Annotated in this window: 19 protein-coding genes; 3 read left to right on the top strand and 16 right to left on the bottom strand. The window is 68.9% G+C overall.

Annotation, left to right across the window (positions count from 1 at the left end):
- On the bottom strand, positions 1 to 544 hold a 544-nt coding region (locus RN901_RS02940; RefSeq protein ID WP_310755751.1), incomplete at its 3' end, for a hypothetical protein.
- Positions 545 to 632: 88 nt separating this feature from the next.
- Here RN901_RS02940 and RN901_RS02935 point away from each other — a divergent pair.
- Positions 633 to 1,793, top strand: coding sequence for a tyrosine-type recombinase/integrase (locus RN901_RS02935; protein WP_310755749.1), 1,161 nt, complete (start codon positions 633 to 635; stop codon positions 1,791 to 1,793).
- 91 nt (positions 1,794 to 1,884) lie between these two features.
- On the opposite strand, the gene RN901_RS02930 is transcribed toward RN901_RS02935, so the two are convergent.
- Complete coding sequence (locus tag RN901_RS02930; protein WP_310755746.1) at positions 1,885 to 2,493, bottom strand: Arm DNA-binding domain-containing protein; 609 nt, start codon at positions 2,491 to 2,493, stop codon at positions 1,885 to 1,887.
- 149 nt (positions 2,494 to 2,642) lie between these two features.
- Here RN901_RS02930 and RN901_RS02925 point away from each other — a divergent pair, with 149 nt between their 5' ends.
- Together RN901_RS02925 and RN901_RS02920 are read left to right on the top strand one after the other, a co-directional pair.
- On the top strand, positions 2,643 to 4,166 hold the full coding sequence (locus RN901_RS02925) for a hypothetical protein (protein ID WP_310755744.1): 1,524 nt from the start codon (positions 2,643 to 2,645) through the stop codon (positions 4,164 to 4,166).
- A 5-nt stretch (positions 4,167 to 4,171) separates the two neighbouring features.
- Positions 4,172 to 4,684, top strand: coding sequence for a DinB family protein (locus RN901_RS02920; protein ID WP_310755742.1), 513 nt, complete (start codon positions 4,172 to 4,174; stop codon positions 4,682 to 4,684).
- 17 nt (positions 4,685 to 4,701) lie between these two features.
- Here the strand turns inward: RN901_RS02920 and RN901_RS02915 are convergent, their stop codons facing one another.
- From RN901_RS02915 to RN901_RS02850, 14 genes are all read right to left on the bottom strand, one after another.
- On the bottom strand, positions 4,702 to 6,474 hold the full coding sequence (locus tag RN901_RS02915) for a carbon starvation protein A (protein WP_310755740.1): 1,773 nt from the start codon (positions 6,472 to 6,474) through the stop codon (positions 4,702 to 4,704).
- The gene (locus RN901_RS02910; protein WP_310755738.1) at positions 6,471 to 7,475 is read right to left on the bottom strand and encodes a TRC40/GET3/ArsA family transport-energizing ATPase; all 1,005 of its coding nucleotides are present in this window, start codon (positions 7,473 to 7,475) and stop codon (positions 6,471 to 6,473) included. The genes RN901_RS02915 and RN901_RS02910 overlap by 4 nt, the downstream gene beginning before the upstream one ends.
- Positions 7,469 to 7,768 carry a cory-CC-star protein gene (locus RN901_RS02905; RefSeq protein WP_310755736.1) on the bottom strand — a complete coding sequence of 100 codons (300 nt, stop codon included), beginning with the start codon at positions 7,766 to 7,768 and terminating at the stop codon, positions 7,469 to 7,471. Before RN901_RS02905 ends, RN901_RS02910 begins: the two co-directional genes overlap by 7 nt.
- Positions 7,758 to 8,747 carry an amidohydrolase family protein gene (locus RN901_RS02900; protein ID WP_310755734.1) on the bottom strand — a complete coding sequence of 330 codons (990 nt, stop codon included), beginning with the start codon at positions 8,745 to 8,747 and terminating at the stop codon, positions 7,758 to 7,760. Before RN901_RS02900 ends, RN901_RS02905 begins: the two co-directional genes overlap by 11 nt.
- A 203-nt stretch (positions 8,748 to 8,950) precedes the next feature.
- Entirely contained in the window at positions 8,951 to 10,762 is a 1,812-nt protein-coding gene (locus RN901_RS02895) for a gamma-glutamyltransferase (RefSeq protein WP_310755732.1), read from the bottom strand.
- On the bottom strand, positions 10,759 to 12,888 hold the full coding sequence (locus RN901_RS02890; RefSeq protein ID WP_310755730.1) for a S9 family peptidase: 2,130 nt from the start codon (positions 12,886 to 12,888) through the stop codon (positions 10,759 to 10,761). The genes RN901_RS02895 and RN901_RS02890 overlap by 4 nt, the downstream gene beginning before the upstream one ends.
- Before the next feature lie 25 nt (positions 12,889 to 12,913).
- The gene (locus RN901_RS02885) at positions 12,914 to 14,818 is read right to left on the bottom strand and encodes a PQQ-binding-like beta-propeller repeat protein (RefSeq protein ID WP_310755729.1); all 1,905 of its coding nucleotides are present in this window, start codon (positions 14,816 to 14,818) and stop codon (positions 12,914 to 12,916) included.
- 101 nt (positions 14,819 to 14,919) lie between these two features.
- Complete coding sequence (locus tag RN901_RS02880) at positions 14,920 to 16,071, bottom strand: serine hydrolase (protein ID WP_310755727.1); 1,152 nt, start codon at positions 16,069 to 16,071, stop codon at positions 14,920 to 14,922.
- Positions 16,072 to 16,078: 7 nt separating this feature from the next.
- Entirely contained in the window at positions 16,079 to 16,873 is a 795-nt protein-coding gene (locus RN901_RS02875) for a sterol desaturase family protein (RefSeq protein WP_310755725.1), read from the bottom strand.
- Positions 16,874 to 16,882: 9 nt separating this feature from the next.
- Positions 16,883 to 17,752 (bottom strand): DUF4249 domain-containing protein, encoded by an 870-nt coding sequence (locus RN901_RS02870; protein ID WP_310755723.1) that lies wholly within the window; start codon positions 17,750 to 17,752, stop codon positions 16,883 to 16,885.
- Positions 17,752 to 18,903 (bottom strand): TonB-dependent receptor, encoded by a 1,152-nt coding sequence (locus tag RN901_RS02865; protein ID WP_310755721.1) that lies wholly within the window; start codon positions 18,901 to 18,903, stop codon positions 17,752 to 17,754. Before RN901_RS02865 ends, RN901_RS02870 begins: the two co-directional genes overlap by 1 nt.
- Positions 18,904 to 18,906: 3 nt before the next feature.
- Positions 18,907 to 20,163 (bottom strand): TonB-dependent receptor, encoded by a 1,257-nt coding sequence (locus RN901_RS02860; RefSeq protein WP_310755719.1) that lies wholly within the window; start codon positions 20,161 to 20,163, stop codon positions 18,907 to 18,909.
- 53 nt (positions 20,164 to 20,216) lie between these two features.
- On the bottom strand, positions 20,217 to 21,128 hold the full coding sequence (locus RN901_RS02855; RefSeq protein ID WP_310755717.1) for a DUF4249 domain-containing protein: 912 nt from the start codon (positions 21,126 to 21,128) through the stop codon (positions 20,217 to 20,219).
- Positions 21,116 to 23,458 (bottom strand): TonB-dependent receptor, encoded by a 2,343-nt coding sequence (locus RN901_RS02850; RefSeq protein ID WP_310755715.1) that lies wholly within the window; start codon positions 23,456 to 23,458, stop codon positions 21,116 to 21,118. Before RN901_RS02850 ends, RN901_RS02855 begins: the two co-directional genes overlap by 13 nt.
- Between the last annotated feature and the right edge of the window lie 62 nt (positions 23,459 to 23,520).

The following is a 23,520-nucleotide window of genomic DNA, read 5'->3' as shown; positions in this document are numbered from 1 at the left end:
CGCCCCGATAGCTCCGCTGGGGAAGGACCCGGCGCTCGATCCCGAGCGCCTCGAATGCGGCGACCTTCTCGGCCTCGGTCGCCAGCCACGGCAGGCGGGGATGCTCAAGGACGTAGTCGAGCGCCAGTAGCCGACGCATCAGCACCTCACGAGAGGTGATCCGGCGACGCCGAAAGAACTCTTCGGCCCCGAGCGCCCGGTAGACCCTGCGGGCGTGGATCCGGCACACGCGGCCAATGCCGTGGATGCCGGCCGCCGGAACCTCCTCGACGGCCAGGCCCTGCGCGACGAGCGCGAGGACGGCGCGCCGCACCTTCTCCGGGTGGCAACCCAGGAAGCTCGTCCACTGCAAGCGGGTGAAGACGCCGCCGTGCAGGCAGGCAAGCGCGATCCACTCGGCCCGGCGTCCGGTCCATCCGAAGGCCTCCAGAGCCTTCTCGCGTCCCTTGAGATGGGCGATCAGCGCAGTCTCCCTTGGTCGAAGGAATGGCCGTGCAAATGTAAGCTCCTTCCTCGCCGTCGCGTTCCCGGAGGTGCCGGCCACCGTGTGCGCCGGTACTGGTCAAGAGGCACTTTCCGGGCGAAGTTTCGTTCGTGCAGATCGTGCAGTCCATCGAGAGAGGAATCGAACGATGGCACGCACGAAACGAAGTCGGCGCTCTTACGGCGCTGGCGAATGGGGCCGGAACCGGGTCAGGATCTTCCCGGACCCGAAGACCGGCAACTTCCAGATTGAGTGGCGCGAGAACGGGCGGAGGCTCACCCGGTCGCTTGGACACCGCGATTGGGCGAGGGCGAAACGGCAAGCGGACGAGTTCGCGGCCGGGTTCGTCGGCCCGGACCTGAACGGCAAGGCGGAAGCCGAGCCGGAGCCGCTCACACTGGAGATGCTCTTTGACATCTACGGTGAGGAGGTGACGCCCACCAAGACGAGGCGGGTCCAGCACCGGGACAGGATCGCGACGGGGATGTTCCTCGACCTACTCGGTCGGGACCGGCGACCCGAGACCCTGTCTCAAAGGGACTGGGACCGCTTCATCCGGGAGCGCCGGGCGGGAAGGATCGGACCGAGCGGGAAGCCGGTGTCCAACCGGACCATCGAGTTGGACCTGAAGTTCCTGCTCGCGGTGCTCAACTGGGCGACCAAGTCCAGAGACGAGGAGGGGAGGCTCCTTCTCGACTCGAACCCGCTGAGGGGTCTCAGGACGCCCAAGGAGAAGAACCCCGCCCGGGTCGTTCTCTCCGAGGAGGAGTACCGGGCGATGCTCGGGGTGTCCCGGCAGGTGGACTGGCGGTTCCACGTCGCGTTCGTGCTCGCCCATGAGACCGGGCACCGGATCGGGGCCATCCGCAACCTGAGGTGGTCAGATATCGACTTCGAGGGCCGGGAGGTGCGGTGGCGGGCGGAACACGAGAAGACGGGCTACGAGCACGTCACGCCGATGACGGACGAGGCGGTGGCGGTGTTGGAGGAGGCGCGGGAGGCGAACCCCGGTAGCGGGGAGAAGCTGATCCTGCCCGCCTCGAAGGATCCCTCGGCGAGCATCGGCAGGGGACGGACCGGCGTTTGGTGGCGCAAGGCCGAGCGGCTTGCGGGACTGGAGCCGAAGGCGCGGCGGGGCTGGCACTCGCTGAGGCGCAAGTTTGCCAGCGACCTGATGGACCTGCCGCTCAAGGTGCTGTGCGAGTTGGGCGGCTGGAAGGAGGCCCAGACGGTTTTGCGCTGCTACCAGCAGGCCGACTCGGTACAACTCAGGAAGGCTCTGGACAGCCGCCCGAGGGTCCGCGCCTGACCCCAGACGAATCGGCGGGAATCATTCAGCGGGAACTCGACCGCCGAATCTCGTAAGCTGAACGATCACAACGACATGTGAATCCGAATGCTCATGTCGCGTAGCCGTTCGCCTTTGGCAGCGCCTCGACCGCCCGGTCCACCGGGTTGTCCGTCCGATAGTTCCGGCCAACGCACCACCGGAAGACCGCATTTATCCGGTGCCGGGCTTTCCGCGCGGCTGCGGGCTTCGAGTTCCAGATCGGTGTAAGACACCGGAGCACGTCCGCGCTCTCGATCCGGTCCACCGACTTGTCGAGGAGGGGGGCGGCATGGAGACGGAAGGTGGACTCCCACTGCTCGGGCAACGGACTCCCGGCCTTCCACGAATCGCGGTGCAGTTCGATGGTTCGCCGAGCGGCCGCGGCGAACGTCGGGACGCCGCGCCCGCGCGGGTCCTGGCCCAAGAGGACGCCCCGGCTGTTGTCCAATGCCTTCTGGCGGGCCTCGGCGAGCGTCACTTCGGGATACGGCCCGAGACCGATCGAGGTCAGTTGGCCCTTGATCCGGACGCGCTGACGCCATGTCTTGGTGATCCGGCCATCGAGCGTCCGGTGGACGCGAAGGCTCAGCCCGCGACCGCCGCGCCCGTCGCCGTAGACTCCGGGTCTGTTGACCGTCCGCACGAAGGCGGCGGAGAGCGTTCTGGGCCGTTTCATCATGGGTTACATCCTTGTGGTGTATCACTCATTGCAGCACTACATCGAGAAGAATACACCGGATCGCGATAGACTTCAAGGGACGACGAGGATTCGGAAATAACCTACAATACATTGTCTAGCAATGTTTTATGGATGCCATACGATACGGCATGGGATGGTGTCGGACAAGTTGTACTGAGTTCTACCGGAACTTCTCCACCGCGGAAGCGGAGGCGGCCGCGGAGGACTGGCTCGAACGGTTCGGCCGCTCGGTGGCGAGCCAGGCGATGGCGATGATCGGCGACCGCGTGGCGCACTCTCACCGGAGTCCCGACCAGGTGACGGTCGGCGGTCGTACGATCGACCTCGCGCAGCTGAGTCCTCAGGGCGGACTCCTTGGCGGCCTCGGCGCTCCGACCACGTTCCTCCCCTCGTCCCTCGGAGGGCTCCTGGGCGAGACCTCCTTCCAGCTCTCCAGTCAGGACGCGGCGGACGGAGGCGGCTACTCGCTGTGGGGCGCCGGAGAGATGATGCGGTTCTCGAGCGGCGACGATGCGGGATTCCACGATGGCGAAGTCGTCACGGCCGCCCTCGGGGCCGACTACGCGTTCGGATCGATGCTCGCGGGGCTCGCCGTGTCCCACAGCCTGGGGTCGGGCGGCTTCGAACTGGGGCGCGCCGGAGAAGACGACGTCGGCGACGTATCGACGAGCTTGACCAGCGCGTTCCCCTACGCCCGGCTCGCGCTCAGCCCGCGCCTCTCCCTGTGGGGCGTGCTCGGATACGGTTTCGGCCGACTGGACCTCACGGGGGGCGGAGAGCAGGACCCCTCCAGCGACGTTTCGATGCGCATGGTGGGGCTGGGTGCGCAGGGCGAACTGGTGCGGGCCGACGATCCGGATGACTTCAAGCTCGCGCTGAGGTCGGACGGCTTCGTGGCGGAGATGAAGTCCGAGGAAGTCGAGGGTCGGAGCGAACTCACCTCCGACGTGAGTCGCGTGCGCGTGATGCTCGACGCCTCGAGGGGATACACGCTCTCGTCCGGAGAGATGATCCAGCCGCATGTGCGGGTCGGCATGCGACGCGACGGGGGCGACGTGGAGACCGGCTTCGGGATGGAGCTGGGGGGCGGTCTCGCCTTCCTCGACCTGGAGCGGGGTCTCACGATCTCCGTGCACGGCCGCAAGCTCGTGGCGCACGAGCAGAGCCACTACGAGGAGTGGGGGCTCGGCGGGTCCATCACGCTCAACCCGCAGGGGGCCGGACGGGGGCTGTCGCTCCGCGCGAGTCCTTCCTGGGGGTCGACGGCGAACGGTCTGGCGCGGCTCTGGGCGCAGGGCGCGACCGGGCTGACGCCGAACGGGTACGGGTACGGCCACGGTAGCCGTCGGCTGGATGCGGAAGTCGGATACGGTGTCGACGCGCTGGCGGGCCGGGGCACATTCACGCCGTACGCGAGGCTGGTCCTGTCGGAGCAGCCGGGTGCGGGGCAGTTCGGCGCCGACCATTTTCAGGGTCCGGTCGCGCTGATGCCGCTCCGCGCATCCGGGCGGAGCCTGTACGGCTACCACATGGGCGGGCGCCTCAACGTCGGGTCGGGCCTCTGGCTTAACGTCGAGGGAGGCCGGAACGCCTACGGGGCGACGTCGGGCCCGGCGAACAGTCTGACGCTCAACCTCGCCATGAGTTGGTAGGAGACGTGGTCGGGGCGCGGGACTCCTTCGCCGGGGTCCGCGCCGGCATCGACCGCTGCCTCGAACGAGCCGCCGACCTTGACCGGCTGGGCGTTTCCGCGCCCGAGGTCTCGGCGTGGAGCGTGCAGGATCACCTCGAGCATCTGCTCTTCTCCGACCGGAGCGTGCTGGACTGGGTCTTGAAGGCGCTGGCCGGACCGAACCCGGAAACGAGGGAACAGTTCCCGCATGAGTTCGGAGTGGCGCTCCTGGCGCGCGGTTCGATCCCGCGCGGCCGCGGACCCGCCCCCGACTTCACGCTACCGACCGGCCTGGCAGCTGCCGATGTCCGGACGGGCTTCGAGGCGTTGCGTGCGCTGGCGGCGGGTCTCGAGCCGCGAATGGCCGAACTGGACGCGTGCCGGCACACGCTCCCCCACCACGTCCTCGGCCATTTCACGCCGGCCGAGTGGCTACGCTTCCTCCACCTCCACCACCGCCATCACGATTCGATCATCCGCGACATCCTGGCCGCCTGACGGACGGGTCCTGGCGGCTACGCCTGCGCCCTTCCCGCACGGACTCGGCGGATCGCGGCGGCGCCCTCGAGCAGGAGCCAGATCTCGAGGATGAAGATCGCGGCCCCGATCACCAGCAGCATCCACTGGTTCGTGCCGAAGAAGCGGTCGAGGTTGATGACCATGGCCCACGTCGTCATCAGGAGCAGGAACCCCATCGGGATCATCGTCACCCAGAACGGGCGTCCCTGCCGCATGAGGAAGAGCGACACGATGAGGAGCGTGAGGCCGGCCAGGAGCTGGTTCGTGGTGCCGAACAGCGGCCAGATCATCATGCCGCCGGCGCCGCGGTCGGCGGAGAGCGCGAGCAGCGCGCAACTCACGACGGCGATCGCGGTGGCCACCCAGCGGTTCTGGATCGCCTTCACGTTGTACTCGACTCCCAGTTCGCCGATGATGTAGCGCTGGAGGCGGATCGCCGTGTCGAGGGTCGTGGCCGCGAAACTGATCACGACGACGGAGGCGAAGATCACGGCTACGCTCTCCGGGATCCCCAGGCCGCCCGCGAGCACGCCTACGCCGTTGACGAAGGCGGTCGTGGCCCCGGCCGTCGCCGCTTCGAAGCTGCCGTAGTGCTCCTGCCAGAGTACGAGACCCTGCGTCGCGCCCACGTCCCGGCTCAGGTAGATCGCGAAGCCGGCCGTGCACGCGATGATCGAGGTGACGGCGAGCGTCCCCTCCCCGATCGCGCCCCCGTAACCCACGTAGCGGGCGTCCGTCTCCTTCGCCAACTGCTTGGATGAGGTGCCCGATCCGACCAGGCCGTGGAAGCCGGAAATGGCCCCGCACGCGATGGTGATGAAGAGGAGCGGCAGCCAACTCGGCGTGTCCGCGGGCAGGTCGCGGTTGACGACAGGCGCCACGACTTCCGGGTTCACGACGATGACCGCGAGGCTGATGAGCCCGAGCGCCACGAAGAGCTGATGTCCGTTCACGTAGTCGCGCGGCTGCAGGAGCAGCCACACCGGCAGCACCGAGGCGACGAAGGTGTAGGCGAAGAGGATCGCGATCCATCCCACGCGCCGCCCATCCGCCGCCGCCGCCTCTCCCGCCGCGGCCGGATCGCCTCCCGCCGCGGCGAGTTGCGCCTCGGTCGGACTGAACCCGATGAAGTCGGGCAGCGTGAACGGCATGTCCTGCCCGAACCAGATGAGGACGTACAGCGTCGCGAGCGCCCCCAGCGATGGCACGAGGATTCCCGTCCCCGTCCGGTAGATGAGGAAGCCGACGATGAGCGCCACGACGAGCGATCCCCACACCGGGACGACGGCGCCGGGGTTCGCCATGAACAGGTTCGCGATGATGACGGCGAACACCGCGTTCACCATCAGGAGCAGGAAGAAGATGATGAGCAGGAAGAGGACGCGTGCGCGCTGTCCCAGGATCGACTCCGTGAGCGTGCCGATGGAGCGCCCCTTGTGGCGGCTCGAGATCCACAGGGCGCTGAAGTCGTGCACCGCCCCGGCGAACACCGTCCCGAGTACAACCCACAGGAACGCGGGCAGCCAGCCCCAGATCACCGCGATCGCCGGGCCCACGATCGGCGCGGCTCCCGCCACGGAGGTGAAGTGGTGCCCGAACAGCACGTGCTTGTTCGTCGGCACGTAGTCGACGCCGTCCTTGAACTCGTGCGCGGGCGTGACGAAGTCGGGGTCGAGCTTGAAGACCTTGCCAGCGATGAAGCGGGAGTAGATGAGGACTCCCGTGAGGAAGGCCGACAGACCAATCACCAGCAGGACGATCGCGCTCATCGGACAACCTCCTCCGCAGTATCGAATACGGGAACCCGCCTAAGTGCGTCCACCCCCACGGGATCGGCGTCCTGGAGGTCGACGCGGAGGACAGGCCAATCTCCGAGAGACTGTGAGATCCTCGCAAGATAGGCGGCCTGGCGTTCGCGCCTGGCGGCGAACAACGGGTCGACTCCCGCCCCGCCGTCGCGCTCGGGCAGCACCAGGTTCACGACGATGGCCCCGACCGGAACGTCGTGTTTCGACAGGGCTTCAACGGCCTTCTCCGTCTCCCAGATCGGCAGGCGTTCGGGGATCACGACGAACACGAAGGCCGTCCGCCGGGGATCGGTGAGGATCCGGCGCGCCTCCTGAAAACGGTCCCGGCGTTCCTCGAGCGCCCCGAGGAGAGCGTCATTGTCGAGATCGGCCGCCTCGGACCCGGCCACGTTCTTCCACATCTGGGAGAGGGCTCCCACTTTCCGCCGCCGCTTGATGAGCCCGCCGATCCACGTCGTCATCAGCTCCGGCAGGGAGAGCAGCCGCAGGGTCTGGCCGGTGGGCGCCGTGTCGAAGACGATCCGGTCGTAGGCCTCCCCTTCGTCTTCGAGGATCCGCGTGAAGCGGTCGAAGAGGGCCGACTCCACCGCCCCGGGAGAGACGCGCGCGATGTCGATCTGCCGGTAGACCTCGCCCAGGAGCCGCGGGGGCGCGGCCGACTCCACGCGCGACTTGACGGCCTCGATGTAGCGGTCCGCTTCCCGCTCCGGATCGACCTCCATGGCCCAGCAACCCTCGGCGACCTGCCGCGGCCGGTCCCCCAGTCTCGCCTGGAGCACGTCCCCGGTGGAGTGCGCCGGATCCGTGGACACGAGAAGGGTCCGGCGCCCGCGCGAGGCCATGTCGAGCGCGGCGACGGCGGCCATGGTCGTCTTCCCGACCCCGCCCTTGCCGCCGAAGAAGAGGACCGGCCGATCCGGAAACGGCAGCGGAGCCCGCTGCGAACCTGTGTCGTTCAGCAACAGCGGAAGCCGCCTTCGGGCCCGCGCTCCATCCCGACCCGAACGTGCCACTCGTGAAACTCCTCGATGAGCGACGGATACAGTTCGAGCATGTAGAACTGCACCGGGTTCGGCACGCCGAGCAGGTCCGAGAAGCCCATCAGCATGAACGCGTCGTGCTGCCGCAGGTACTCGCGGTGGATCGTCGCGCGATAGGGGGCGATGTACAGCCCCTCGTAAATCTCGCGCGCCTCTCGAAGCCAGCGCCGCCAGCCGTGCGGTGCGAGGTCCCGCGACCGGCGCTCAGCCGCCATCGGAACCGGCCAGTTGGCGCTGCTCCCAGGCGCGGACCCGGGGGATGGCCGCGTCGAAGATGCGCTCGTAGTTGAGCCGTTCGACCTGGGCCCGTACGTCGGCGTCGAGCCGTTCCCACAGCGGGTCGTAGACCGTGTAGTTGGCGACGTAGCCCTCCCAGTCGGCGGGTGCCACGGCGTCGGTGCCGAACAGGAAGCGCGTCGGGTGCCGGCCGATCAGGGTCGCCCACGCATCGGCGCTCGCGTCGTCGCCCACGACGTACTTCGCCACTTCGTCCCACGAGATGTCGAGCGCCACGTGGTCGTAGCGCGGGTCGGACAGCCAGCGCTCGAGCCAGGCGACGTGCCCTTCCGCGGGGACCACGAAGCGCCCGAGGCCGGTGTGGGCCCAGATGATCGTCGTCTCCGCGTGGCGTGCAAACAGGTCCAGCACTTCCTGTGCGTGATGCGGCGGGTCGCTCGAGCGGACGTGGTCGATGTCGTTGTGGAAGATGACGACGAGACCGATCTCCGCCGCCTTGACCAGGATCCGGTCCAGGGCGGGATTGCGCAGACTCGCCGCGTGCCCGGAGACCTTGGACGACACGAACTCCTTGTGGATGCTGAATTCGCCGATGCCGGCGAACACGCCGGGGAAGGTGAGCAGGACGCGCTCGATGTGGTCGGAGGCGTACATGTCCGCCGGGTTGAAGCCCGTGATCATGGGGTCGACACGGCCGCGATCCTCCTCGGGCAGCGACAGGTACTCCCGCGCGATCACGGCGTCCACGAACGAGTAGTAGTAGAGGTCGGCGTTCGTGCTCAGGTAGTAGTCGGGCGCGTGGTCGCCGGACAGGAAGTAGTCCCACTTCTGCTGCAGCGGGATCCCGAACATGGCCACGCGCCCCACCCGCCCGGCGGTCATGTCCAGGAACTCGCGCGCCGTCGGGCCGCGCTGGATGTAGTTCAGGAGATGGAAGTGGGAATCGTTGAAGCGCACCGTTCCGGACGCCGGGGCTGCGGTCGTCGCAGGCGCCGGGACGCCGGTCTGGCTGGAAGATGTCGCGGCGACGGATGGGGTTGGAGGTGCGGCGGGCCGGACGGCCGGAGCCGACGAGGGCGCGGGCGGACCGCGGCCCGTCGCGCAGGCGGCGAGGAGCGCCATCGCCAGTACACCCGCCGCGCGACCCCGTGTGCGCGGGCTCAAAAGGCCACTGCGGCGCTGTTGTTGCGGTTGTGGGACGCCGCGCGCAGTTCGCCCGTCTCCGGATCGCGCTGGATCGCCACCCACAGCCCCTCGCCGCCGAAGCGGGCCTCCATGGGGTAGATCTCCTCGTACGCGTATCCCGTTCCGTCGAGGACCTCCGCCGGGAACTTCCCGCCCGGTACGCGGAAGGTCATTTGGCCGGTGGCCGGATCGGTATTCGGCAGGAAGAAGTCGGGCGTGTCGATCGCCTCATCCACAGCCATCCCGTAGCGCATCACGTTCAGCAACCCCTGGAACGTCCGGTGGTGGAGGCCGGATCCCATCGACGCGAAGCCGAGCACGGGCGTCCCGTCCTGGAACAGGATCCCGGTCTGGGTGGGCGCCGGCAGCCGCGATCCCGGCTCGAGTCGGGCGATCTGCATCTGCTGGAAGGACGCCGGATCGCCGACCGTGATCCCGTCCACGACGATCGCCGTCTTGCCCCACAGGACCGCATTGATGCTGTGCGTGATCGCGGCGATGTTGCCCTCGCCGTCGATCGCCACGACGTCGTCGGAGTGGCCGGGACCGCGCGGCGCCCAGTTGCCGAAGGGCAGCCCGGCCTGGATGACGTTCCAGAGCCGGTCGGCGTGGTCCGGCGTGACGCGCGCCGCCGGCGTAAAATCGCCGCCGACGAGCGACGCGGCCATTTCCGGCGGCAGAAAGTCGAGCAGCGAGGCGCGGGTCACGTCGAGCGCGGTCCGCAGGGCCTCGGGCGATTCCGTCCAGTGGCCCTCCTCCAGCAGCCCGGAAGCCGCCGCGAGCCGCTGCGCCTCGATCATCGTCACGCCGCCGCCGTTCGGCGGAGGGTTCGTATACAGCTCCCAGCCATCCCCAAGGTCCGCCACGAGCGGCTCGTCCCAGATGACCTCGTAGGCCGCGAGGTCCTCGACCGTCATCCGACCCCCGTCGGCCTGGATCGCGGCCGCCGCCTTCTCGGCCCACGGCCCGCCGTACATGTAGCCGGTCCCCTGCGCCGCCACCGCGCGCAGCGTCGCGGCCAGCGCGGGCTGGCGCAGGACGTCCCCTTCGACGTACGGAGAGCCGTCCTTCTTCAGGAAGGTCGCCTTCGTCTCCGGAAGTCGCGCGAGATCCGCGGCCCGCCCCTCCCAGTAGCCCTCCACCTTCTTCGAGATGGGGAAGCCCTGCTCGGCCACGTGGATCGAGGGCTTGAAGATCTCCGCCCACGGCAGCCGCCCGAACCGCTCGTGCGCGGCCCCGACGCCCTTCATGAACCCGCCGACGAGCGCCGTGCGCCCGCTCACCTCCGTACCGTACCTCCCGTCGGGAGAGGAGAGATCGATCCCGCCGGGGATATTCGCCGGATCGTCCTCGCCGAGCACCGTGTTCCACTCGGCGTTCATCGTGTACACCCGGTCCGTGCCCGCGTCGTAGTAGACGAGCGACATGATGCCGAAGTAGCTGATCGGCGCGCCCGCGGTGAGCGCGACCTGCATGAGCGCGGTCGTCATCGCCGCGTCGATCGCGTTCCCGCCCTGCTTCAGTGCCTCCAGTCCGGCGCGCGCCGCGAGCCCGTTGTACGCGACGGTGACCGCTCCGTTCTCCCCCGTCGCGACGCCGGCTTCCGTCCGGTCCACGAGCTGCGCCTCCATGAACCGTTCGTAGTCGGCGGCCCAGCGCTCCGGCGACAGGCCCGTCTCCGCCTGACACGCCGCCAGCGCCAGGAGGAAGGGGAGGCACGCGAGGGGGCGGCCGCGCACGGATCGGCCGGCGGAACGGCGCACGGCACGGCGTTCGGTGGGGCTCATTGATCGGAGGTCGCGGAGGGACGGAGCCACTGTTCCCACCATTCGAGCTGGACCCACATGCGGTGCACCATGCGCCACGGGGTCCATCCCCCGTGGTAGGAGTCGGGATAGCGCACGAACTTCGCGGGCACCTGCTGCTTCCGGAGCGCCACGTACATCTGCTCCGCCTCCTCGACCGGGACCCGGTGGTCCGACTCCCCGTGGACGAAAAGCGTCGGCGTCGTCACGCCCTTCGCGTAGATGATCGGCGAGGAGCGCATCAGGTGCTCGAGCCCGCGCTCCTCCCACGGCGGCCCGAAGAACTCGCTCTCCTTGGTGCGGGGGATGTCCGCCACGCCGTAGTCGCTGACCCAGTTCGAGATCGAAGCCCCGGCGATGGCGGCGGCGAAGCGGTCCGTGTGCGTGATGACCCAGTTCGTGAGAAATCCCCCGTAGGAATAGCCGGTCGCGCCCATGCGCGCGGTGTCGATCTCGTAGCGTTCGATCGCGTGGTCGACGCCCGCCATCACGTCGTCGTAGTCGTTGAAGCCCCAGCCACCCCAGGTGCCCCAGCGGAAGTCCTCGCCGTATCCGGTCGAGGCCCGCGGGTTCGTGAACAGCACCATGTAGCCCTGCGCCGCCAGGAGTTGCTGGTCGAACGACCAGGTATTCCCGTAGGCTCCGTGCGGTCCGCCGTGCATCTGCAGGACCATGGGGAACCCGCCCTGCCCCGCCGCATAGCCGCGCGCGGGAAGCATCCAGCCTTCGACCTCGGTCCCATCGGGACTCCGGAACGAGAGACGCTCCGGGCTGGACAGTGCGATCTCGGCGAGCAGGTCGCGATTCACCTCGCTCAGCCGCACCTCGTCGGCCATCGCGGCACCCACGTCCGCGACCCATACGTCGCCCGGTTCCGTCGGAGCGGTGGCCCGGAACGCGACGCGCGAGAAGTCCTGCGAGAAGGAGAAGCTCCCGAGCCGGCGGTCCCCGGCCGTCACCTGCTCGACCGGTCCCCCTCCCTCGGCGACGCGGAAGAGATGCGTGTTGCCGCGAATGCCCGCGGAGAAGTAGACCTGTCCGCCGTCCGCGCTCACGGTGGGTCCGCCGGGGATGAGGTCCCACTCTGCGGTGAGGTTGCGGAGCCTCGTCCCGTTCTCCGTGTCGAACACGAAGAGGTCGGAGGGCGCCCCGCGGTCGCGGGCTTCGCGGATGATGATGTCCAGGCCTTCGTTGCCCCGGACGACGAGCCGCGCACCGTCGGCGGACCAGGCCGGGGAGGAGTAGTTGTATCCGTCGTCGGTGAGCCGGCTCACGTCGCCGTCGAGGTCGACGACCCACAGATCCGACCGCTCGTACGAATGTTCATCCCGCTGGTGCGCGTCCGCGGTGAACGCGAGCCGCCGGCCGTCGGGACTCCAGGCGAGCCCGGAGGCGTCGAAGCCGAGTTCCGTGAGTTGCCGCGCTTCTCCCCCCTCGGCCGGCAGCAGGTACACCTCGCGGGGGGGTGTCGCGTTCGGATCGCGTGGGTCGGCGAGGTAGCCCCGCCGGTCGAAGCGATAGTTCATCCAGTCGTACTCGCGCCCGTCGAACCGCTCCACGGTGCGGCGCTCGAAGTCGGACTCCCAGACGGGTTCCGGGGGAGGCGGGGGCGGCGTCGGCCGGGTGAACGCGATCCATCGGCCGTCCGGACTGAAGACGGGAGAGCCTCGCAGCCCCTCGAGCCGGAACGCCTCGCCGGCCGGCCGGTCCATGCGGAGGAACCACGTGCTCCCCGCGCCCGACCCACTGGGGTCCGGCCGGTTCGACGTGAAGACGAGGTAGCGGCCGTCCGGGCTCCATCGGGGCGAGGACGCGCTGAAGCTCGGGCTCGTCACCCGCGTGGCCTCGCCGGCACCGTCCGCGTCCACGAGCCGGATCTCGCTGTGGCGGCGGTTCTCGTCCTCGAGGACCGACGTCACGACGTAGGCCACGCGCGATCCATCGGGCGAGAGAGCCGGGCTCCCCGCGTCCTTCAGCCGGTAGTAGTCCGCAAGTTCGAGCGCCCGTCCGTCCTGCGAGGCGAGCCGTGCCGGCGTGACGGCACCGTGGGCGCTGAGGGCCGCGACTGCCGCGACCAACGACAGCAGGGATGAGAAGCGAACGCGCATCGAGAGCCTCCTGGAGCGGACCCGGCTAACGAGGCAGCCGGTAGGCGAGAAGAAGATTGCCGGGCATCTGGCTGAACAGATCGTACCCCGAGTTGACGAGAACATAGCCGCGCGCGACGACGGGTCCGGGTCCGTCGATGGCGCCGCCCCGCCCGGGCACCCCGTTGACGGTCTCGAACTCGCGCGCGGTGTCGACGTCCCAGAGTACCGAGCCGTCCTCCGTGGAAAAGGCGCGCAGGTGGCCGTCCAGGCTCCCGGTCAGCACTGCCCCTTCGATCGCGGTGGGGGCCGCGGAGAAGAAGGGCATGCAGCCGGCCCGGCCCTGGCACACGGACGGATCGGGGGGAGCGTGCCACAGGACCTCGCCGCCGGCGAGTTCCAGGGCGTAGACGCCGGGAGTCGGCGGGTCCTCGGCGTTCATCTGCGTGGAGGCCCCGGACCGCGGGTCCGAGATGATGGCGAACGGGTTGTCGACGTTCGGCACGTAGGCCCGGCGTCCGTCGGACGTGAGGCCCCAGTGGATGCCGCCGAGAGAGCTTCCCCGCCCGATCCGGCGCGCCCACACGAGTTCGCCCTCCGAGTCGGGGTCCAGCGCCCACACCATGCCGGACTTCTGTCCGGCGATCAGGAGCTGCGATCCGTCCTCGGCGGTGACGATGATCGGAGCCATGCCGAAGTCGTGATCCGGCCCCGTCGGCGCGGGACAGTTCTGGAAGCGGGGTGAAAGGCAGGACATGTTCCAGGCGTCGTCTTCCCGCCCCTGGAAGGTCCATCGGGCCTCGCCCGTCTCCATGTCGAGCGCGGTGATCGCGTCGCTCCCGCCCGTCGTCGGGCGCGTGTAGTTCTCGCCCGTCCCGATGTAGAGAAGGCCGCGCGCGGCGTCGACCGTCGGACTCGACCACACCGGCGCCCCGGAGGGCGCGAAGAGCCGCGTGCCGGCCTCGTTCTCTCCCACGTGTACCGGTTCCTCGGCAACGGTCCGGAACTCCCACAGCGGTTCGCCCGTCTCCGCCGAGAGGGCGGCGACGCCTCCGCTCGAAGTGCAGCACTCGTAGGCCGGATCGCCGGCGCTGATGATTTCCATCGATGAGAGCGGGACGAAGACGCGGCCCTCGTGGACGGTCACGCTCCCCGTGACGACGTGATCCGCGTGGGTTCCGGCGGCGGCGCGCCAGTGGAGGGCGCCGGTCGTCGCGTCGATCGCGTACACGTTCGCCCGGAAGTCCGCGAAGAAGGCGGACTGCCCGCCTTCGGGGCCCTCGGCGATCGCGATCGCGCCGCGCACGGCGGCGTCGCCCCCGAACACCCAGTGCACGCAGCCGCTCTCCAGGTCGATGGAATACACCTCGCCGTACGCCGACCCGACGATGATCCGGTCATCGATCACCGCCGGTTTCGAGCGGACCTGGCTCACGTCGGGGAAGCCGAAGGCCCAGGCGAGTTCGAGGTTCGGCAGGTCGTCCGCCGTGAGTCCCGCGCGGGCAGCATCCGCGAAGCCCGTTTCGCCGCCGCCGCCGCCCCAGCCGGACCAGTGCACGACGCCTTCCGCCCGCGGCGTGCTCGCGCAGAAGGCGGAGGACGGGAGGCGGGTTTCGACCAGGGTCTCGCCGGTGAGCCACTCCGCCACGTCGCGTCGCTCGCCCGGCGTGAGATCCTCGCCGTGCCGGCGCATTCGGCCCCCCTCCAGCGAACTGAGGACCGCCCGCGGCGTCATCGCCCCGAGCGTGGTGAGGCCGGGGGCGCGCACCGTGCGCTGCCCGGAATGACACTCCGCGCACGAGGCGGCGTACACGCGCATGCCGGGACTGTCATCCATGGGGGGCGGATCGAGCAGCCCGCGCACCCGCTCCTGGGCGACGGCCGGCCCGGATCCGGCGATCAGGGCACTGCCGGCGATTACGGCGGTGAAAGCGGCGGCAATGATGCGCATCGGGCGTTTCTCCGGAACGAGGTCGAGAGAACCCGGGGAACATAGGCCTTCACGTTCCATTGCGGGACGGTGCGACGCCAGCGGCGAGCGCGGGCGAGCCGCTAGCGGCGGATGGGTAGCGCGGCCTCGATCACGCGGTGCACGATGAGATCGGCCACCGCGTCCGCCTGTATCCCATCGTGATCGCCTGTGCCGCGCCAGTGGGTCTGGGCCACGACGACGAGCTGCCGATCCGGCACGACCCACACGAACTGCCCCCCGTAGCCCCACATGACGAACGCGGACACGTCGTCGCCGCCGCCCCGGCGGTCGCTCCAGGTCTGATAACCGTACCCCGCGTCCCGCAGGACGTAGCCGATGTCGCCCACCGCGACGAGCCGGCCGACCTGTGCCTCCACCCAGGCGCGGGATACGATCTGCCGGGAGCCGGACCGGCCGCCCTGCAGCAGGAGCTGACCGAGCTTCGCGGCGTCGCGCGCACGGAGCGCCAGCGCGGCGCCGCCCACGATCACGCTGTCCTGCATGACCGGCCAGCGCTTGTGGTCGATGCCGAGCGGGCCCAGCAACTCCCGCTCCGCGAACTCGAGCGCGCTCCCCTCGACGACGTTCTCGACGATGACCGTCAGCAGGTGCGATCCCCCGGTGTTGTATATGAACCGCCGGCCCGGGGGAGCGACGATGGGCAGGTCGAGGACGTACCCGACGGGCCGGCCGGAACGGACCCACGGGCCGAAGTCCTCCTCGTCGGACCACTGCATGCCGCTCGTCATCGTGAGGAGGTCGCGCACGCGGATGCCGCCATGCTCGGACCGCCGCGACGGGTGGGACAGCCGGTCCGTCATCGGATCCTCCGGGTCCAGGAGTCCCCGGTCCGAAGCGAGGCCGACGAGCAGCGCAGTGACCGTCTTCGTGACGGACCGCATGTCGAAGGCCGAGTCCCGGTGCATGCCGCCGAAGTACGCATCCTCGACGAGCCGCCCGTTCCGCACCGCGACGAGCGCCCGGATGTTCGGCACGGCGCTCGCCGCATCCGCGAACGCGCCTCCCAGCAACTCCGGATCGAACCCCTGCGCTTCCGGCGTCGACGTGGCCCAGGCGCGCGACAGATCGACGGGCGCGGGAACCGGGTCGGGTCCGGCCCCGACATCCCCGGGATCCGCGGGCTCGACCGAACTGTCGCACGCCGCCAGCGCCGCCACGCAGAAAGCGGCGTTCAGGCCCGGAGCGCGCGCCCTCCAGCCTCGCCCTCGCAACGTCCGCCTACCCGCGGCGCCCCCGCCGGAAGGGCATCGAGAGCATCCCGCGCAGCGTCCCCCACTCCGAACGGTCCACGTTCTCGAGCCCGAGACGGATCTCGCGCGGCTCGGACCGGAACCGGAAGCTCCCGAAGGCCCGGTCCCAGAACGAGAAGATGCTCGAGTAGTTCGAGTCGGTCTCGGGCTGGTAGTCGGAGTGATGGACCCAGTGCATCCACGGCGTGACGATGAGCCAGCGCAGGCGCCGGTCCACCCGGCCGGGCAGCCGCACGTTGCTGTGGTGGAAGAGGATGATGGGGAGGAGGATCGCTTCGTAGACGAGGAGTTCCGCCACCGTCACGCCCAGGAGGGGAAGCACGGCGAGCCGCGCGATCGAGGAGAGCACGATCTCCCCCGTGTGAAAGCGGAGACCCGACGTGGCGTCCAGTTCCGCGTCGGAATGGTGGACCTGGTGGAAGCGCCACAGGAACCGGACCTGGTGATTCAGCCGGTGCCACAGGTACTGCCACGCATCGAAGATCACTACCGCGAGCCCGATCGTGGCCCACGCAGGAAGTTCGAGCAGGTGGAGCAGTCCGAAACCGCGTTCCCTCGCCGCCTCCGTCACGAACAGCGTGGCCGCGGCGAAGATGACGGCCGCCACCGCCGCGTTCCCCACGCCGAGGGCGAGATTCCGCGCTCCGTGCCCCGCCCTCGAGCTCCGGCCCTCGAACATCGGAAGGACGCCCTCGACCAGCCACAGGATGGCGAGCGCGAGAGCGGCTCCCGCCGCCTTCAGGGTACCGGGATCGTCGAACACGGCGAACTCCTACCTTTCGGGGCCGATCCCCTCGGCCGCGCTCACCTCCGCAGCCTCGAAGAATCCCAGCGGATACCGCTCCGGGCTGGTGATGTTCGTGACGTTCCCGCGGATCGTGGCGGGTGGGATGGAAAACCCGGGCCCCGATCCGAGGCCGCTCTGCTCGAAGGTAGCGTAGTAGTAGTCGTAGCCCCGGCGGGAGAGGGCGATCTGGCGGATCCCGACGTGTGCCCCAGGCTCGATCACGACCTCGTTGAGGGGCTCGAAGCCGATGACGGAGCGGCCATCGTACAGGTCGTCCCTGCTCACCAGATTGAACTGGTTGCCCTGGCTGGGCGGGGGCTCGTTGACTCCGTCGATGAACTGCTCCCACAGATAGAAGTGCGGCCCCCCCGGGGGGTCTGTGTAGTCGATCGCGGCCCGGTAGCCCTCCTGATCGATGACGAGCGTCGCCTCCTCGTAGATGAAGTAGAGGGAGTCGATCGGAGCCACCGGCAGGAGCGACGCCGAAGCGGCGTATCGATCTCCCTCATACTCGATGGAGAGCGCATACGTCTCGCCGATCCGGGCGTGCAGGCCGTTCGTCACGTAGCGGCCCGGCTCCGTCTCCGCGAACGGGTAGGCGGCGCCCGTACCGTCCGTCACGGTGACGACAGCACCCGTGGCCGGGGGCGTGCGCCGGTTGCTGAAGAAGGCGTCCGTCGTCCTGAGCCGGATCGTCTGCATCCCGCTCGGCATCTCCTTCACGAGTTCGATCCGCCCTTCCACGACGAGCAGCGGTTCCGGCGCGGGAATCTCCACATCCACGATCCGCTCGCAGGCCGCCGCGAAGAGGCAGCCGAGCAAGGCCGCGAACCGGACGTCCGTCCTCCGGGCCATCAGAAGCGGAACCTGTAGCTGAGGCTCGGAACCAGGCCGAACACGGCGGTCTCGACCGCCTCCGTCACGATGGGGGAATCCTCCCTCTGGCGGAATGCGAGCGCCTGCGCGTTGAAGCGGTTGTAGATGTTGAATACGCCGAACCGGAGTTCCCCGCGTCCCAGCCGCTTCGTGGCCGACAGGTCGAGCCGGTGATAGTCCGGGAGGCGCTCCGCGTTGCGAGATCCGAACGTACCCAGGATGACGCCGGCGAACTCGTAGCGCGCCGTGGGGAAGGTCGTGGGGAGACCCGTCGCGAAGATGAAGTTGGCGCCGACGCTCCAGGTATCGCTGAGTTCGTACAGTCCCGTGAGCGCGAAATCGTGAGTCCGGTCGAAGGGCGCCGGATACCAGCTTCCCCCGTTGATGCCGGGATCCCGCCGGGTCAGCCCCGGCGTCCGCTGCTCGGTGCGCGCCAGCGTGTAGCTCGCCCATCCGCGCAGCCGGCCCTGCGTCTTCCTGAGCAGGAGTTCGAGGCCGTACCCGCGCCCCTCGCCGGGCAGCAACATCGTCTCAAGCTGCCGCGGCACCCAGAGATCGGCCCCGTCCACATAGTCGATGAGATGCTGGGCCCGCTTGTAGTAGACCTCGCCGGAGACCGAGTACCGCGACCGTGACAACGTCGTCACGTAGCCCAGCGCGACCTGGTCGGCAATATGCGGTTCCACCCAGGGGCCGACGATGTCCCACAGGTCCAGGGGGGTGGGCGAGTTCGTGTTCGTGACGAGCCGCATGTACTGCCGCGTTCGCGAGTAGCTGGCCTTGAGCGACGAGGCGGATCCGACCCGCAGGCGCAGCCCGAGCCGCGGCTCGAGACCCCAGTACGAGGCGATGCTCTCCCCCGGCCCATAGCGCGTGCTGTCCGTCACGACGCCCGGATCGTAGCGGCCCAGTTCCGGGTGATAGACGACGGGCTCGTCGTTGAGATAGCCGTAGACGGTGGCTTCGCCCTGCCGAATGAACCCCGTCGCGCGTAACCCGTAGCGAATCCCGAGGGGCCCCAGCTCCGTCTCGTGTTCGATGTACGCATCGGGCGCCAGGCCGTGACGCGCGTCGAGTTCCTGAGGGATGATCGCCGAGTTCTCGCCCTCGATGACGTCGGCGGGCCGCACGTTCTAGGTTCCGATCCCCACGCCGAACTGCAACTCGTCGCCGGGGCCCAGGGACCAGGATTCGTCCACGCTCAGGCTCAGGTGGCGGACCCTGGAGTCCAGTGACACCGCGCGCGCGTTGAAGCCGCTCTGGATGTGGTAGTCGTAGTCGCTGAAGACCAGCGTCACGTGCGAGAAGACAGGGCCGAACCCCTGGTTCCAGCGCAGCGTCCCGGCCGCGTTTCCCCACCCCACCGCCGCCACGTTGCCGACGCTCAGGCGGTCGCGGCCGAAGTATCCGGAAAGCATGACCTGGCCGGTCGCTCCATAGCGGAGGTTGGCCTTGGCGTTGAGGTCGTAGAAGTAGGCGACGCTCTCCCTCACCTCCGGGTCGCTGGCCAAGCCGAGGAAAAGGTCCGCGTAGGTCCGGCGTCCGGCGACGAGCCACGAACCATCGCCGTCGAACATCGGCCCTTCGAGACTCAGCCGGCTCGACAGGAGCCCCACCGTGGCGGAGCCCTCGAACTCGCGCGAGTTCCCTTCACGCTGGTGGATCTCCATGACCGACGAGAGCCGCCCGCCGAAGCGCGCGGGGATACCGCCTTTGTACAGCGTGACGTCGTCCACCGCGTCGGTGTTGAAGGTCGAGAAGAGTCCGAGCGCGTGGGCCGGGTTGAAGACCTCGGAATCGTCGAGCAGAATGAGGTTCTCGTCGCCCGCGCCCCCGCGCACGTTGATCGCCGTCGTCGCGTCGTTCGTCGTGGTAATCCCGGGATAGAGCGTCAGCGTGCGCACGGGATCGGCTTCACCCAGCACGACGGGAAGCTGCGAGATGGTGGGGGCGTCGAACCGGATCACGCTCATTTCGACCGTACCGGGGTCGAGGTCCGGGGGCTCGTGGTCCGCCTCCACGGTGAGCTCAGCCAGGGACACGGGCCGGAGCGCGAGCGCGAAGTCCACCGAGGCCGTCGCTTCGAGATCCACCACCTCGGTCGCCGTTTCGTACCCGAGCTGCGAGACGCGGATCGTGTAGCGGCCCGGGACCAACTCGATGGAGTAGAAACCGAACCGGTTGGTCGCGATGGTGAAGCCGGGCTCCTCGATCTCGAGCCGGGCGACGCGCAGCACCTCGTCGCTCACGGCCGAACGCACATAGCCCGAGAGGCGGACCGGTTCCGGCTCCTGCGCGTACGCCGCGCGGGCGCCGGCGGCGGCGAAGACCATGGGAATCAGGGCCAGGATCGTCGGGCCCGCTCGCGCCTTCGAGGCGCCGGAATTCAAGCCGGAGTCGAACACGGGGCCAAGATAACCCGGCTCTCCGGGTTCGGGTACTTTCAGCGGGCGGGGGCGACCCCCTCCGCGATACTCACTTCCGCCGCGCCGAAGAAGCCGAACGCAAACCGGTGCGGGCGGTCCAGATTCACGATGTTCCCCCGGATGGTGGCGGGCGGGATGGAGAAGGGGTTCGCCGACCCGAGCGCATTCTGCTCGAAGAGCGAGTAGTAGTAGTCGTAACCCAGCCTCGAGAGCGAGATCTGGCGGATCTCCGCGTGTTCGCCGGGCACGATGGCGATTTCATCGTTCGGCTGGAAGCCGATCACATCCTGCCCGTCGTACAGTTCGTCCCGGCTCACGAGATTGATCGCGTTTCCGGGGTCCGGCGGGATCTCGTTCACGCCCTCGACGAGTTGTTCCCACAAGTAGTAGTTCGGGACCCCGGCCGGGTCCACGAAGTCGATCGCGGCGCGATAGCCTTCCTCGTCGATGAAGAGCGTCTCCTCTTCGTACACGAAGTACAGCGAGTCGATCGGGGGGACCTCCCGCAGCCGAGCCGACGCCTCGTACACGTCGCCCCCGTACTCGAGGAAGAGCGTGTACATCTCGCCGACGCTCGCGACGAGATGTTCCGTCCCGTACAGGCCCGGCTCGATCTCGGGGAACGCGTAGGCGCGGCCGGCCCCATCGACGACCGTGACGATGGCCCCGGTCGCGGGCGGGGTCGGCCGGCTGTCGAAGAAGCCCGCCGTCGTCGACAGCCGGATGCGCTGCCTTCCGCTCGACGCATCGCTCGGCGTACCCTTGAGGCGTTCGATCCGACCTTCCACGACGAGTCTCGGCTCCGGGTCGGGGATGTCGACGTCCACGACCCGTTCGCAGCCCGCGGCCGCAAGACACCCGGCAAACGCGAGCAGGCGGCCCGCCGTCACCGCGCGATTCCCACCGCCGCCACCCATCAGAAGTTCCACCGATAGCTGATGCTCGGCACGAGGCCGAACACGGCCGTCTCCACCGCCTCGGTGACCCTGCGCGAGTCCCGGTTCTGGCGGAAGGCGATCGCCTGCGCGTTGAAGCGGTTGTACACGTTGAAGAGCCCGAACTGGAGTTCTCCCCGGCCCCACCTCCTGGTGGCCGACACGTCCAGACGATGATAGGCCGGAAGGCGCCTGGCGTTCCGCGGCCCGTACTCGCCGAGAATCAGGCCGGCGAACTCGTACCGCGCGACGGGGTAGGTTGTCGGCAGCCCCGTGGCGAAGACGAAGTTCGCCCCGAGGCTCCAGTCCTCGCCGAGCCTGTACAGTCCCGTCAGGGCGAAATCGTGCGTCCGGTCGTAGGGCGATGGATACCAGTCCCCCCCGTTGACCCCGGGATCCGCCGCCGTGAGCCCGGGCGTCTGCTGATCCGATCGGGCGAGCGTATAGCTCGCCCAGCCCGTGAGGCGTCCGCGGGTCTTCCTGAGGAGGAACTCCACCCCGTACCCGCGTCCCTCGCCCGGGAGAAGAAGCGTTTCGAGACGCCGGCTGAAGTAGATGTCCGCTCCGTCCACGTAGTCGATCAGGTGGCGCGCCCGCTTGTAGTAGACCTCTCCCGAAAGCGCGTAGCGCCCCGCGGCGAGCGCGGTCACGTAGCCGAGCGCGAACTGGTCCGCGACGTGCGGCTTCACGTACGGCCCCACGGGGTCCCACAGGTCGAGCGGAGTGGGGGAGTTCGTGTTCGTCACCAGCCGCAGGTACTGCCGCGTGCGGGAGTAGCTCGCCTTGAGCGACGCGGCGCCGCTGAGGCTGAAGCGCAACCCGAGCCGTGGTTCGAGGCCCCCGTAGGAGACGATCGTCTCCCCGTTTCCGTACCGCGTGCTGTCCACGATGGCGCCGGGCTCGTACCGGCCCAGCGCCGGACGATACACCACGGGCGCGTCGTTCTCGTAGTCGTAGACGGTGGCCGCACCCCGGCGGATGAACCCGGCCGCCCGAAGCCCGTAACGGAGCCCCAGCCGCCCGATCTCCGTTTCGTGCTCGATGTACGCCTCGGGAGCGATGCCCTTTCGGGACTCGAACTGCGTCGCGATGACCGCGGAGCCCTCGCCGGGGGCGATGTTCGCGGGCTGGATCTCGTAGCTGCGGAGCCCCAGTCCGAACTCCAGCCGGTCCGACGGACCCACATCCCACGACTCGTCGACGGTCACGCTGAAGTTGCGGATCCCCGCGTCGAGCGAGGCGGATTGGGCATTGAAGCTGTTCTGGATGTGATACTCGTAGTCGCTGTAGGTCACGGTCAGATGGGAGAAGACCGGGCCGAACACGTGGTTCCAGCGCAGCGTGCCCGTTGCGTTCCCCCACGCCGCGGAGGCCTGGGTTCCGATCCGCAGCCGGTCGCGGCCGAAGTAGCCGGAAAGCATGACCTGACCGGTGGCGCCGTAGCGCGCGTTGGCCTTGGCGTTGAGGTCGTAGAAGTAGGCGGCGCTCTCCTGGATCGAGGGGTCGCTCGACAGGCCCAGAAAAAGGTCCGCGTAGGTGCGGCGGCCCGCGACGAGCCAGGATCCCCTTCCGTCGAAGAGCGGCCCCTGGAGACTCAGGCGGCTGGAGAGGAGGCCGATCGTCGCCGCCCCTTCGAACTCGCGCGAGTTCCCCTCGCGCTGGTGGATCTCCAGCACGGAGGAGAGCCGCCCGCCGTAACGGGCCGGAATCCCGCCCTTGTAGAGTGTGACGTCCCCCACCGCGTCCGAGTTGAAGGTCGAAAAGAGGCCGATGGCATGAGCCGGATTGAACACCTCGGAGTCGTCGAGGCGAATCTGGTTCTCGTCGCCGGCGCCCCCACGCACGTTGATCGCGGTCGTCGCGTCGTTCGCCGTGCTGATTCCGGGATAGAGGGTCAGCGTGCGGACCGGATCCGCCTCACCGAGGACAAGCGGGAGTTCGGAGAGAGTGGGGACATCGAGCCGGACGACGCTCATGTCGAGGCTCGCCGGGTCGAGGTCCGGCGGTTCCCGGTCGGCGGTCACCGTGAGTTCCGACACGACGACCGGCCTGAGGGGGAGCGCGAAGTCCAGCGAGGTCGTCTCCCGGAGATCCACAGCCTCGGTCACGGTCTCGTAGCCGAGGCTGGAGACGCGGATCGAATACCGGCCGGGAGGCAACTCGATCGAGTAGAACCCGAACCGGTTCGTCCCGATGATGAGGCCGGGCTCCGCGATGTCGAGCCGGGCGGCCCGGATCACCTCGTCGTTCTCCGCCACCCGCACGTAGCCCGAGAGGCGGATCGGCTCCGGTTCCTGAGCGTCTGCCCCGCCGGCTCCCGCCACGGCGACAGCCCACGGCGCCAGGGCCAGGATCGTCAGCGCCGCTCTGCTCTGGAAACGAATGA

This window comes from Candidatus Palauibacter soopunensis (genome assembly GCF_947581735.1).
GTDB classification, from domain to species: domain Bacteria; phylum Gemmatimonadota; class Gemmatimonadetes; order Palauibacterales; family Palauibacteraceae; genus Palauibacter; species Palauibacter soopunensis.
This window is presented reverse-complemented; position numbering and strand designations above follow the sequence as displayed.